This is a genomic window from Mycobacterium sp. (genome assembly GCF_035653355.1).
Taxonomy (GTDB): Bacteria; Actinomycetota; Actinomycetes; order Mycobacteriales; family Mycobacteriaceae; genus Mycobacterium.
Map to the genome: position 1 here is coordinate 1 of NZ_DASRBZ010000080.1, position 12,887 is coordinate 12,887.

Sequence of the window (12,887 nt, forward strand, 5' to 3'; positions counted from 1 at the left end):
CGGCGCAGCTGCTGACGGCGCACGCAGAGGTGCACCGGCTATGCCGGCCGCATATGGTGCCCGCGCCCATGGCGAACAGCACGCCCGGCAACTGGACCGCGCATGTCACGATGGCCCGCCGGGTAGGGGGCGCCCAGCTGGGACGGGCGTTGCGCATCGTTGGCCGGCCATCCGAAATCGCCGGCAGCATCACCGGTTTGCGCCGCTGGGACGGCAACACGAAGGCTGAGTACCTGATCGGCTGACGGCGGCTAGCCGCCGAAAAGCAGATACAGGCCGGTGAACGTGTAGCCCACCATCACCAGCATCATGGTGAGCTGGCCGGTGAGTTGGTGACCCGTCGGCAACAGCCGAAGGGCGCGGTCGTGGGCAGCGATGACCGCCACGATGTGGCCGATGACCACGCATGTCACCTTGATGCCGGCCAATACCGATGGATGCATGGACAGCACATACGCGACATGAAGATGGGCCAGCCCGAGCAGGTTCCAGCCGCGGCCGAATGGGTCGGCGAGCGCAAAGATGGCCTGTTGACCCCGCTCGACCAGATACGACAGGTAGTGGGCGAAGATGTAGCCCACCACGATCGGGATCAACGAGTGCGCCATCTGGCCGGGCAGCGCCCGGCGCTGCTCGCGGTCGACACCGCCGGTCGCACGCGCGGCAAGCGAAAAAGTCAGCGCCACAACCGAAATGAAGACCAGCAACCCGATGCTGCGGAGCACTGACGACGACAGGGTCGGCGGCACCGCGTGGGCGGCGCGCGACAGTCGGTCGGCGAAGTTGCGCCACGTCGGTGAGGCCGAGTAGCTGTCGAATGCGGTCGAGCCAAGCAGCACCGCCAGCATCGCGACGACACCGGGCCGAACCGGCAGCGACGGCAGGTGGTCAAAAGGGTTGCCGATGACGATCTGCCCCGAGACCGCGTTGCGCCGAAACGGCGACAGCCGCGAAACCGCCATGCTGTAGACCCCGAACGGGTCGACCCGGGCGAGCCACCGCTGACCGCAGAGCCATGCCCCGGCCAGCAACACCACCACGTACACCAGCAGCCACACCTTGACCGCGGGCAGCGACGCCGAGTTGGGGCTGGCTAACTCCATCCACACGAATGCGAACAGCCCTACAGCAGCGGGGCGATATCCCCAGCTTTCCGGGTACGACATTCGCGGTCCGCGCAGACGCTCCGGGGTGATGCGCTGCAGCAGCACATACACCGTGCGTACGGGCGAGAGCACCCGCCACACCGGCCCGAACAGCAGCGACAGCGCTACCAGCCCCACCCACAGCAGCACGTAAAACGCCCCGAGCATGGCGTTGTTCGGCGTCTGCGGGCCGAACAAGCCGGCCAGCACCGCCCACACCGCGAACACCAATGCCACCCCGGCGGCCGTCGCGCGGGTGACGCGGGCGTCGACCAGCGCGGTGATCACCTCCGGCAGCGGACGTCCGGGTTTGAGTGGATCAAACCGCGGCTTCCGCCACGCGAACGCCACCAGCGCGAAGGTAAACGTCAACGCCCACGCCGCACCCACCACCGCGTAGGCGTAGGGCACCGGCAGATCGCTCGACCCGCCAAGACCGTGCGCCAGTACGTCAGCGGCGCCAGCCTTGCTCACGGGCGCACTTGGATTGTCGCGATGGTGCGGTCCAGGTGGTGTAGCTCGACTTCCACATTGCCGGGGACGTCGACCTTGAATTCGAACTTTTGGTTGGCTGCTGCGGCGATCTGGAACTTGTGATCGGGCGTGGAATGCACGTGCAGCTCGTCGGGGGCGTCACTGGTGACGTCGAAGGTGATCGGCGCGCCGGCCTTGGCCTCAAACGTGGCATTGCTCGGGGTGACTTGCCCCTTGCTGATCGTGACGTTGACCACGAGGGCGTTCGGCGGCCCGCCTTTATTCGACGAGCCGCCGCACGCGACAAGGCCGCAGATCAGCGCCGCGGCTGCGGCTATGACCAGCGCCCCGCGAATCGCTTTCGCCATCATCACGCTGCCTGTGGAGGGGAGCGATCCGCCGCTTTCATCTCCTCCGGCTGCTTCGGCGCGATGTCGCGGGCGTTGATCCGGCCGGCGCCCCACGTCAGCGCCGAGATGACCATCAGCGTGAAGATCAGCACCACGATTCCGCCCGCGGTGAACAGCCACGCCGGCACGTTCGGGTCGCGTTCGCGCTGCAGGATCGTGACCTCGAGGACGAATGGACGGGTGCTGGTGGCCAGAGCCGGTATCTCGGGCGCCGGAATGGCGTCGTCAGCCGGTGCGTAGATCGGCACCGCCGTCATCGTCCTGCCGTCCTGGACGCGCAGCAACGTCTTCCAGGTTCCCCACACCGGAACCGGCTGGGTGGACTGGTAGTGGCCGGGTCCGACCGGCTTGAGCCAGTCGATCATCAAACCGCGGTGATCACTCATCCGCCCTTGCCAAGACAGGATCGTCAGCCAGTCGGGGTGCTTACTGAGCAGGTCCGGCGGATTGACCTGCACGTCGGCCGACACCATGCGCCGCCCCGGTGGGCTGGGCACGTCGGTCAGCTTGATGGTCGCGGTGTCTTGTTTCGGCACTCGGATATGCAGTCCGTTGGCCACCGCGGCGCCGATCACCAGCACCGTGAGCGCCACGATGGTGATGCCGACCGCCCGGCCCGGCAGGCGTTGGCTGGTAAGCACCATGCCCAACATCGCGCCGCACAGTCCGGTCATCACCGCCGCCGGCACGGCCATTGCCAGGGCTTCGGGCCACAGGCTGACCGGCCACGGGTAGTGGTACACCGCGCCGATCCACAGCGACTCCAGCCAGAGCCCGATCGTGCCCACAGCCAAGCCGGAAACGGCGCCGAACAGCAGCGGGCGTCGCAGCAGCGGTGTAAGGGCCAGCAACTCGACCACCACCGCTGGACCGAGATATAGCGGGAACCAGTTGATCGGAGCTCCCAGGATCGGCCCGACCAGCACTGCGACAGCGCCGCGCAGGGCGATCGCGAACAGGGCCGCGATGATCGCCGCTCCGCGCCCCATCGTGATGCGCGCTGCGACGCACGCGACCGCGGCCGCCGCGGCGATCAGCATCGGCTGGAACACGAGCCGGAACTGTGGGACTCCAAAGTCGAATTCGATCTGCCAGACCGACATCCCGATGAACAGGCCGCCGAACGACAGGTAGCGGAGGAACTGGATGAACGGACGTTCAGGTTTTTGGTACGTACCCTCGGCCGGCGTGTCCGGCAGCTCTCGCCCGCCTTCGTATTCCAGCATCAGTGCCGCATAAATCGAGAACCCAGCGCCGCCGATCATCATCAAATGCGTTGGGCCCCAGAGGGTGACATCTTGACCGAAGATGCGATGCCAGATGTCGTCGAGCGGGAAACCCAACAAGGCGTAGAGCCCGCACCCGGCCATCAGCACACCGCCCACCGGTGCGTACCAGTCGCGGGTGATGCGCACCGCTGCGGGACCAGGCCGGTCGAACGGCATCACCACCGCGATCATGCCCGCCAGGAAGATGCCGAACAGGCCGATCACGATGAAGTAGTGCGCAGGGTTGGCCAGCGGGCCGGGATCGCGGCCATTGCCGATGTGCCAGCTGACGTCCCAGATAAAGCCGAACAGGGCGCAGATGATCGAGGTGGTGAACACCAGCACCGGCAGTGCTACCCACGCAGGACGGTTGAATTTTTCACCCAGCCGCTCGCCGGCCCGGGCCAACCAGTTGATCCGGTGCGTGCGGTGCGCATACCCGATCCACAGCATCAATGCGACTATCACCGCCGCGGCGATAGTCAGGCCAATCACTTGGTTGAGCCCGGCACCACGCGCCGGCGCTTCCGCAATAACCGCTGAGCCCACCGTCATCGCCTCCCAACCGCACTGGGCCGCCCGAGAGCCTGACCGCCGAGCGGCGACTTACTCCACGGTAGGTTACCGATCCGTTGCGAGCTCAAACACGAAATTTGCCGAACCAAGCGATGTTCATTCCGACTTCTCGCTCACTTTGGTCGGGTTGTCCTGATCTGCGCTACGCCTGTCGCGTATCGCGACATACAGCACCACGCCCACGACGATCACCGCCGGCAAAAACGCGGGGCCTGCCAGCAAGACCCAGTGATGTGCGACGTATTCCACGCGCAACTGGCTTATGGCGTCCATTGATCGGTCGATACAGGTGAACGTACCCGGCTGGCTGCCATCTCATGCATGGGCCGGCGCGCGTTTGTGCGGTGGCGCGCCCGTACCCTAACGTGAACACCGTTTCTGCCGGGCTGGTGCGAGCCCGGCGCGTTTTGTGTGCCAACACGAGGGAGTACCGGGTGACTCAGGCGGCAACTCGGCCCACCACCGACATTCTGGCGGTGGCTCGCCAGCAGGTGCTGCAGCGCGGTGAGGGACTGGGCCAAGACCAGGTGCTGCGGGTATTGCAGCTGCCCGACGACCGGCTCGAGGAACTGCTGGCCCTGGCCCATGAGGTTCGAATGGCCTGGTGCGGGCCCGACGTCGAGGTCGAAGGCATCATCAGCCTGAAAACTGGTGGCTGCCCGGAAGATTGCCACTTCTGTTCACAGTCCGGGCTTTTCGCTTCGCCGGTGCGCAGTGCCTGGCTCGACATTCCGAGCCTGGTAGAAGCGGCCAAGCAGACGGCGAAGACGGGCGCCACCGAGTTCTGCATTGTGGCCGCGGTGCGCGGCCCCGACGACCGGCTGATGGCACAGGTCGCCGGGGGAATCGAAGCGATCCGCAATGAAGTCGACATCCATATCGCCTGTTCGTTGGGAATGCTCAGCGCCGAACAGGTCGAGCAGCTGGCGGCGATGGGGGTACATCGCTACAACCACAACCTCGAAACCGCCCGCTCGTTTTTCCCGAACGTCGTGACCACCCACACCTGGGAAGAGCGGTGGGACACCTTGTCGATGGTGCGCGAGGCCGGGATGGAGGTCTGCTGCGGCGGCATCCTGGGCATGGGGGAGACGCTGGAGCAGCGGGCCGAATTCGCCGCCGAGCTCGCGGAACTCGGTCCGGACGAGGTGCCGCTGAACTTTTTAAATCCGCGGCCGGGCACCCCGTTTGGCGACCTGGAGGTGCTGCCGGCCAGTGAAGCACTCAAGGCGGTGGCCGCCTTCCGGCTGGCGCTGCCTCGCACGATGCTGCGGTTTGCCGGTGGCCGCGAGATCACTCTCGGCGACCTCGGTGCCAAGCGGGGCATGCTGGGCGGCATCAACGCGGTGATCGTCGGCAACTACCTGACCACGCTGGGCCGGCCGGCCGAAGCCGACCTGCAACTGCTCGACGATCTCCAGATGCCGATCAAGGCGCTCAACGCGAGCCTGTAGATACTAGAGGTCAATGGTTCGCGATCTGCCCGCTCCGGTCGGCGCGGGCGTCTACAACGTCTACACCGGGGACCCCGCGGGCACCTCGGTGCCGCCGACGGCAGCCCAACTGGGACTGGAGCCGCCCCGATTCTGCGCCGAATGCGGCCGCCGGATGGTGGTGCAAGTCCGGCCCGACGGTTGGTGGGCGAAGTGTTCACGGCACGGCCGGGTGGACTCCGCCGACCTGGACGTGCAGCGATGACCGACCCGCGGCCCTGCGACGCCCCTCGCACGTCGCGGCGGCGGGCGATCGCGGTTGCGGTGTCGGGCCTCGTGGCGACCGGCGTGGTGATCGGCGGGCTGTGGTCGTGGATCGCCCCGAGCATCCACGGTGTCGTGGCACTAACCCACGAAGGTGATCGGGTGCTCGATTACCTCGGCAACGAAGCCGACCACTTCTTTGTCGCCGCGTTTCTGATGCTGGGGCTGTTGACCGTGGTTGCGGTGGTGGCTGCGGTCCTGGTGTGGCAATGGCAGGCGCACCGTGGACCGGCAATGGTGGCCGGGTTGTCGATTGGCATGGTCGGCGCCGCCGCGGCCGCGACGGCGCTGGGTGCGCTGCTGGTGCATGCCCGCTACGGCGTCGTGGACATCGATCGCGCCCCGGTGACGCCCCAGCACCGCGTGCACTACTTCACCGAGGCGCCGCCGCTGTTCTTCGGTCACGGCCTGCTGCAGATCGGCTGTACGCTGCTGTTGCCGGCCGCGACGGCAGCACTCGTGTATGCCCTGCTCGTCGCGTCGGCAACGCGTGACGACCTGGGTGGCTATCCGGCCGTGGAGTCACCGGAAGCGCCGACGGCGGTCACGACGTCGTCGGGCGGCGCGGGGCACGATGGCTCGGCTTCTTGCTCGTAAGCTGCGCTTACTCGCCGTCGCCTACGCGCGTCATAGCTACAGCGGGCGGCGGTGTACCGGCCTGCCGGTGATGACCTTCGCGGCGATCTTGCCCAGCCTGGCCATGCCGACGTAGGTGGCCGGATTGAAGATGGTTGGCCACGTGGTGCGGATCACGTGGTCGCTCAGCGGTCGACGAGCGAAGCGGTCCTGCAGCCAGCGCAGCGTCATCGGCGCCGACATCGGATGCAGCAGCAGGTGTTCGTTGAAGGCATCGCGGTGGTAGGTGACATCGGCCCCACCACCGGAATAGGCGTCGGCCAGGGCGTCGATGTCGTCGACGGCGATCAGGTAGTCGTGTACCGCCTGAACGATCAGGACCGGGGGTGTCGGCACCGTTTTGCCCAGCTTGATGTTGTCGAACACATATTGGACTTCCGGCATCCCGAGGATCTCGTCGAGCGGCCGGTCGAGATATCTGCCGACGTTTTTGCCCGCCATCCGGATGACCGCGCCGACCGTCGTCATGTCCTCGAGTTCGCACAGCAAGGTGCGGCCCTCTTCGTTGGTGTGCTCCTTGATCACCCGGTCCAGATCGGGGTAGACGTGCGCCAGCGCGGCGATCACCAGGGTCGGCAGTCCGGCAAGGAAGCCGCCGTTGAGCCGGCGGAAAGTGTGGCCAAGATCGCCGACGGGCGATCCCAGCACCGCGCCGACGATGTCGAGCTCGGGCGCGTAGTCAGCGCAAAGTTCGGCGGCCCACGCGGTGGCCAGCCCGCCGCCCGAGTAGCCCCACAAGGCCACCGGCGCCGACGTCGACAACCCGAGGCGCTCCGAGCCGAGGGCGGCGCGCACGCCGTCGAGAATGCAGTAGCCAGGCTGGTAAGGGGCGCCCCACGTCCCGTGGCGGCCTTCGTGGTCTGGCACCGACACCGCCCACCCCTCGGCGAGGGCGGCGTTGATCAGCAAAAACTCCAACGGCGCCAACGCGCCGATCGCCTTGGCGTAGCGCCGCAGCGCGTAAGACGGGAAACAGCGGGACGCCACCGCGTCGATCGCGCACTGATACGACAGCAGCGGGCAGGGCTGCCCCGGCGCAACCTCCCGGGGAGCGATCACCGTGGTGACCGTGGCCTCCGGTTTGCCGTTCATGTCGGTCGTCCGGTACAGCAGCTGGGTGGCAACGGTGCGTTGCGGTACCAGGCCCAAAAACGCCAGCTCGACATCGCGGGAGCGCAACACGGTGCCCGGCAGCGCGTGCTCAAAGCCGGGCGGCGGCTGGTAGAACGGATCCTCTGACGGCAGCAGCGGGCGGGCCTTGCGGCGCAGCTCTTCGTGCGGCGGCCGGGCGATCCATTCGGCGCCGGTTGTGGTTGCGAGGCTGGCTGGGTCCATCGGGTAATTGTTACTTAAGAGTCCTTTAAGAATCCAGTCGCCCCGCCGTCTCGCGGTGTGGCGCCTGTCACGGCCTTACGTGGGCGGCCGAAGCGCAGCGAACTCGTCGGTGACCCGCAGCTGCAAATCGGTGAACCGGTACAGCGCGGGCGGACGGCCCCCGCTGCGGCCCGACTGCGCGATGGTGCCGGTCTGGGTGATGACGCCGCGGCGGGCCAGCACCCGCTGCAGATTCGTGGTGTCTACCTGGTAGCCCAGTGCGGCACCGTAGATGTCCCGCAGCGTGGACAGCGCGAATTCCTTTGGGGCTAAAGCAAATCCGATGTTGGTGTATGACATCTTGGCGATCAGCCGCGTCCGCGCGTGGGCCACCATCGGGCCGTGGTCGAACGCCATCGGCGGCAGCGCGGTCACCGGATGCCAGCGGGTGTCGGGCGGCAGCTCCGGGGTGGCGGGGGAGGGCACCAGTCCCAGAAACGTCGACGCGATCACGCGATCACCCGGCACCCGGTGGGGATCGGAGAACACCGCCAGCTGCTCCAGATGCGCGAGCTCGCGCAGATCGACCTTCTCGGCCAGTTGCCGCCGAACCGAGGTCGTCAAGTCTTCGTCGTGGCGTAGCCGCCCGCCGGGCAGTGCCCACGCGCCCAGCTGCGGCTCACGTGCCCGCTGCCACAACAGCACACTGAGCTGCGGTTTCTCGCTGCCACAGGGCCTTTCGGGACCCCGAACCTGGAACACGACGGCGAGAACCTCGTGGCCGGTGCTACCATGAACCACGTTTTCGATTGTAAGTCGAAAACCCCCCCAGGGCGAAAGGAACGGCCATGACGGTCCTGAATCGCACGGACACGCTGGCAGATGACTTGGCTGCCCGCATCGTCGAGTCACCGGCTGGCTTTACCGGTGTCGACGGTGACGAACAGTGGGCGGCGGAGATTCGGCGGCTGGCGCAGCTTCGCAACGCCACAATCCTGGCGCACAACTACCAGCTGCCGGCCATTCAGGATGTCGCCGACCATGTGGGCGACTCGCTGGCGCTGTCGCGGGTGGCGGCCGACGCGCCTGAAGACACCATCGTCTTCTGCGGTGTGCACTTCATGGCCGAGACCGCCAAAATCCTGAGCCCGCAGAAGACCGTGCTGATTCCCGATCAGCGGGCGGGCTGCTCGCTGGCCGACTCGATCACCCCGGAGGAACTCCAGGCCTGGAAGGACGAGCACCCCGGCGCTGTGGTGGTGTCCTACGTCAACACCACCGCCGCGGTGAAGGCGCTCACCGACATCTGCTGCACCTCATCGAATGCCGTCGACGTGGTCAACTCCATTGACCCGGACCGCGAGGTGTTGTTCTGCCCCGACCAATTCCTCGGGGCGCACGTGCGCCGCATGACCGGCCGCACGAACCTGCACGTGTGGGCCGGCGAATGCCACGTACACGCCGGTATCAACGGCGACGAGCTCGCCGGTCAGGCCCGCAGCCACCCCGACGCCGAACTGTTCGTTCACCCCGAATGTGGTTGCGCCACTTCGGCTTTGTATCTCGCCGGAGAGGGCGCGTTCCCGCCGGAGCGGGTGAAGATCTTGTCCACCGGCGGCATGCTGGACGCCGCCCGCGCCACCCCTGCCCGTCAGGTGCTGGTGGCCACCGAGGTCGGCATGCTGTATCAGCTGCGGCGGGCTGCGCCCGGCGTCGACTTCCAGGCTGTCAACGACCGCGCATCGTGCAGGTACATGAAGATGATCACCCCCGCGGCGCTGTTGCGCTGCCTGCTCGACGGCGCCGACGAAGTCGACGTTGACCCCGACACGTCGCGGCTGGCACGGCGCAGCGTGCAGCGGATGATCGAGATCGGCCAGCCCGGCGGCGGCGAATGACCACAACTCCGGCTTGGCAGCAGTCGGCCGACGTCGTCGTGATCGGCACCGGCGTCGGCGGACTGGCTGCCGCGCTGGCCGCCCATCGCGCCGGCCGCCGCGTGATGGTGCTCAGCAAGGCGCACCAGAAAAGCGGGGTGACCGCCACCCACTACGCCCAAGGGGGGATCGCGGTGGTGCTGCCCGACAGCGCCGACTCGGTGGACGCTCACGTTGCCGACACGCTTGCCGCGGGCGGGGGCCTGTGCGACCCCGAGGCGGTGCGTTCCATCGTCGCCGACGGCTATCGCGCGGTGGCCGAATTGGCAAGCAACGGAGCGCAATTCGACGAAGCCCTCTCCGGCAGGTGGGCGGTGACCCGAGAAGGCGGGCATTCGCGGCGCCGGGTGGTGCACGCCGGCGGGGATGCCACCGGCGCCGAGGTTCAGCGGGTGCTCGACAATGCCGCTGCCGCTTTGGATATCCGCACCGAGCACACGGCCGTACGGGTGTTGCACGACGACGCCGCGGTGACCGGGGTATCGGTGCTCAATGCCGACGGACTCGGCGTCGTGCATGCGCCGTCGGTGATCTTGGCCACCGGCGGTCTCGGGCACCTCTACAGCGCGACCACGAATCCCGATGGCTCCACCGGCGACGGGATCGCGCTGGCGCTGTGGGCCGGTGTCGCGGTCAGCGATATCGAGTTCATCCAGTTTCACCCCACCATGCTGTACGACGGGCATGCCGGAGGACGCCGACCGCTGGTCACTGAGGCCATCCGCGGTGAGGGCGCCACATTGGTTGACGCCCAGGGTCATTCGGTGATGGCTGGCGTGCATCCGATGGGCGATCTGGCACCCCGGGACGTGGTGGCGGCCGCCATCGACGCGCGACTGAAGGCAACCCATGATCCGTGTGTCTACCTAGATGCACGCGGGATCGCGGGCTTCGAGTCGCGATTTCCGACCGTCACAGCGGCCTGCCGGGCGGTCGGCATTGATCCTGTGCGCGAACCCATCCCGGTGATTCCGGGCGCGCACTACAGCTGCGGCGGCGTCGTCACGGATGTCGACGGAAGCACCGAGTTGCCTGGGCTGTTCGCCGCCGGAGAGGTGGCCAGGACCGGGATGCACGGCGCCAACAGGTTGGCGTCCAACAGCCTGCTGGAGGGCCTCGTTGTCGGCGGACGCGCTGGACGTGCTGCGGCGGCCCACGCAGCGGCCGTCGGACATTCGCACGCAAGATTGGCTGAGCCCGTCGACGATCGGGCGCTGGAGCGTGGAGAGCTGCAGCCGGCAATGACCCGCGATGCGTCCGTGGTCCGGGACGCCGGCGGGCTGCGCCGGTTGATCGACACGCTGTCAGCGGCGGCGCCGCGCCGCACGGCCCACCGTGCCGACGTCGAAGACGTGGCGTTGACCCTGACCGCTCGAGCCGTCGCCGCCGCCGCGCTTGCCCGCGACGAGAGCCGGGGCTGTCATACGCGCGCCGACTACCCGCACGCCGCCGCGGAGCAGGCCCGCAGCAGTGTGGTTCGGCTGGCCGAAGACGAAGCCACGGTCCACGTCGAGGCGCTGGCGGCGGTGTGCTGATGGCGCTCTCGGACTGCGAGCTGGCCGAGGCTCGGGTCACGATCGCCCGCGCCCTCGACGAGGATCTGCGGTACGGCCCGGACGTCACGACGGTGGCAACTGTGCCGGCCGAGGCGGTGACGACCGCGTCGCTAGTGCCCCGGGAAACGGGGGTGCTCGCCGGACTGGACGTTGCGCTTCTGGTGCTCGACGAAGTGCTTGGCGGCCAGTACCGGGTACTCGACCGCGTCGACGACGGCGCCCGGCTGCAGCCGGGCTCGGCACTGTTGACGCTTGAGGCGGCCACCCGCGGACTGCTGACCGCGGAGCGCACCATGCTGAATCTGCTCTGCCACCTGTCGGGCATCGCCACCGCGACAGCGGCGTGGGCCGATGCCGTGCAGGGCACCAAGGCGCAGATCCGGGATACCCGCAAGACGCTGCCCGGCCTGCGGGCGCTGCAGAAGTACGCGGTGCGCGTCGGCGGGGGCGTCAACCATCGGATGGGCCTGGGTGATGCGGCATTGATCAAGGACAACCACGTCGCCGCGGCCGGTTCGGTGGTCGCAGCGCTGCGGGCGGTGCGCGAGGCCGCACCGGAGCTGCGGTGCGAGGTGGAAGTCGATTCGCTGGAACAACTCGATGAGGTGCTGGAGGAGAAGCCGGAGTTGGTGCTGCTGGACAACTTCCCGATGTGGCAGACGCAGATCGCGGTGCAGCGCCGCGACGCGCGGGCTCCGGCAACCAAACTCGAATCCTCGGGCGGACTGACCCTCGATAACGCTGCGGCGTACGCCGGTACGGGCGTGGATTACCTGGCCATCGGTGCGCTGACCCACTCGGCGCGGGTGGTGGACATCGGCCTGGATATGTGAGGCCGGACGTCGCGACACGTAAACCTCTGCGCGGACACGCCCCCGCGGAGCGTCGCAATAGTTTAAGTCTGGGCGAGACTGCGTAGTTCCTGACGCAGCACGGCCGGGGTAGAGCCGACATGCTGACGCACTACGCGGGTGAAATGCGCCTGGTCGGCGAAGCCGAGCGAGGCAGCGACGTCCGCCAGTGCGGCCGTCTTGCCTTGCAGCAGCTCGAGGGCCCGTCCCACCCTTACGCGATTGCGATACCTGGTCAGCGAAACGCCCAGTTCTCGGGGGAATGCCCTGCTCAACCGGTAGGGCGACGTGCCAAGCAGCTCTGCGAGCGCAAATAGCCCGCGCGCCGCCGGATGGTCATCGTGGATCGCCGCCCGAGCCCGCTCCACGAGTCGCTGATCAGCGGGCGCTGGCCGGTCGTCCACCGGTATGCGGCGCTCGGCCGCGACGCGCAGCGCGGCTGCAACCAGACCCAGCAGTTCCTCGGCCACCAAGTAGTCAATGTCAGCCTGTCTGGCTCTCAGCAGCCGCCGGTGCGCGAGATCCATCCGCGCGTCGATATACACCGTCGAGCGAATGCGGCCGGGCTCGCCGACGAGTTGCCACCATGACGCGTCGCTCAGTTGAACGGAAGTACACCGGTCGCCGCCATGAGGGTGCGCGAAGTGCTCCTCGTCGCCGGGCATACTCACGTATCCGACGGTCGGGTCGAGATCCACCGGGCCGTTGGCTGCCCGCCGTCGAAATCGGCCCGCCCGGACCAGCACAAGCCGTGCGTGCACCGCTCGCTCGTCCGGCAACCAGCCAGAACAATCCGGTCGGCAGGTCACCGCGTGCAAGCTGAACTGCGGCCGGACGGCGAGAGTGACCGCTGACAGCACGGCGCGAGCGTAGCCCGCGGCTACGACAACTACCCGCAAGAATCGTCAAGACCCCGCCGCGACCGGCGGGCACGCTGCCGGTATGGCGTCCATACACATAGAG

At 67.6% G+C, this 12,887-nt stretch carries 13 protein-coding genes and 1 pseudogene; 7 read left to right on the plus strand and 7 right to left on the minus strand.

Going from position 1 to position 12,887, the window contains the following annotated elements; genetic code table 11:
- Positions 1-245: pseudogene (locus VFA16_RS02555) on the plus strand (hypothetical protein); the annotation flags it as partial.
- Positions 246-251: 6 nt separating this feature from the next.
- Here VFA16_RS02555 and VFA16_RS02560 read toward each other — a convergent pair.
- From VFA16_RS02560 to VFA16_RS02575, 4 genes are all read right to left on the minus strand, one after another.
- A complete protein-coding gene (locus VFA16_RS02560) occupies positions 252-1,619 on the minus strand; it encodes a hypothetical protein (protein WP_324966309.1) in 1,368 nt (455 codons plus the stop codon).
- Entirely contained in the window at positions 1,616-1,990 is a 375-nt protein-coding gene (locus tag VFA16_RS02565) for a hypothetical protein (protein WP_324966310.1), read from the minus strand. The genes VFA16_RS02560 and VFA16_RS02565 overlap by 4 nt, the downstream gene beginning before the upstream one ends.
- Positions 1,990-3,852 carry a hypothetical protein gene (locus tag VFA16_RS02570; protein WP_324966311.1) on the minus strand — a complete coding sequence of 621 codons (1,863 nt, stop codon included), beginning with the start codon at positions 3,850-3,852 and terminating at the stop codon, positions 1,990-1,992. The genes VFA16_RS02565 and VFA16_RS02570 overlap by 1 nt, the downstream gene beginning before the upstream one ends.
- Positions 3,853-3,969: 117 nt before the next feature.
- Positions 3,970-4,146, minus strand: coding sequence for a hypothetical protein (locus VFA16_RS02575; protein WP_324966312.1), 177 nt, complete (start codon positions 4,144-4,146; stop codon positions 3,970-3,972).
- A gap of 161 nt (positions 4,147-4,307) precedes the next feature.
- Between VFA16_RS02575 and bioB the strand changes: the two genes are divergently transcribed.
- The 3 genes from bioB to VFA16_RS02590 are packed head-to-tail and all read left to right on the plus strand — an operon-like array spanning position 4,308 to position 6,227.
- Complete coding sequence (bioB, locus tag VFA16_RS02580; RefSeq protein WP_324966313.1) at positions 4,308-5,327, plus strand: biotin synthase BioB; 1,020 nt, start codon at positions 4,308-4,310, stop codon at positions 5,325-5,327.
- 13 nt (positions 5,328-5,340) lie between these two features.
- Complete coding sequence (locus VFA16_RS02585; protein WP_324966314.1) at positions 5,341-5,571, plus strand: hypothetical protein; 231 nt, start codon at positions 5,341-5,343, stop codon at positions 5,569-5,571.
- The gene (locus tag VFA16_RS02590) at positions 5,568-6,227 is read left to right on the plus strand and encodes a DUF2567 domain-containing protein (RefSeq protein ID WP_324966315.1); all 660 of its coding nucleotides are present in this window, start codon (positions 5,568-5,570) and stop codon (positions 6,225-6,227) included. The genes VFA16_RS02585 and VFA16_RS02590 overlap by 4 nt, the downstream gene beginning before the upstream one ends.
- Positions 6,228-6,263: 36 nt before the next feature.
- On the opposite strand, the gene VFA16_RS02595 is transcribed toward VFA16_RS02590, so the two are convergent.
- Positions 6,264-7,601, minus strand: a complete 1,338-nt coding sequence (locus VFA16_RS02595; protein WP_324966316.1) for a lipase family protein — start codon at positions 7,599-7,601, stop codon at positions 6,264-6,266.
- A 75-nt stretch (positions 7,602-7,676) separates the two neighbouring features.
- Positions 7,677-8,381, minus strand: coding sequence for an NUDIX hydrolase (locus tag VFA16_RS02600; RefSeq protein WP_324966317.1), 705 nt, complete (start codon positions 8,379-8,381; stop codon positions 7,677-7,679).
- Between the two features lie 47 nt (positions 8,382-8,428).
- Between VFA16_RS02600 and nadA the strand changes: the two genes are divergently transcribed.
- The 3 genes from nadA to nadC are packed head-to-tail and all read left to right on the plus strand — an operon-like array spanning position 8,429 to position 11,906.
- Positions 8,429-9,478 (plus strand): quinolinate synthase NadA, encoded by a 1,050-nt coding sequence (nadA, locus tag VFA16_RS02605; RefSeq protein WP_324966318.1) that lies wholly within the window; start codon positions 8,429-8,431, stop codon positions 9,476-9,478.
- Complete coding sequence (locus tag VFA16_RS02610; RefSeq protein ID WP_324966319.1) at positions 9,475-11,052, plus strand: L-aspartate oxidase; 1,578 nt, start codon at positions 9,475-9,477, stop codon at positions 11,050-11,052. The genes nadA and VFA16_RS02610 overlap by 4 nt, the downstream gene beginning before the upstream one ends.
- Positions 11,052-11,906: a carboxylating nicotinate-nucleotide diphosphorylase gene (gene nadC, locus VFA16_RS02615; protein ID WP_324966320.1), complete on the plus strand. Its 855-nt coding sequence runs from the start codon at positions 11,052-11,054 to the stop codon at positions 11,904-11,906. The genes VFA16_RS02610 and nadC overlap by 1 nt, the downstream gene beginning before the upstream one ends.
- Before the next feature lie 62 nt (positions 11,907-11,968).
- On the opposite strand, the gene VFA16_RS02620 is transcribed toward nadC, so the two are convergent.
- Positions 11,969-12,784: an AraC family transcriptional regulator gene (locus VFA16_RS02620; protein ID WP_324966321.1), complete on the minus strand. Its 816-nt coding sequence runs from the start codon at positions 12,782-12,784 to the stop codon at positions 11,969-11,971.
- Between the last annotated feature and the right edge of the window lie 103 nt (positions 12,785-12,887).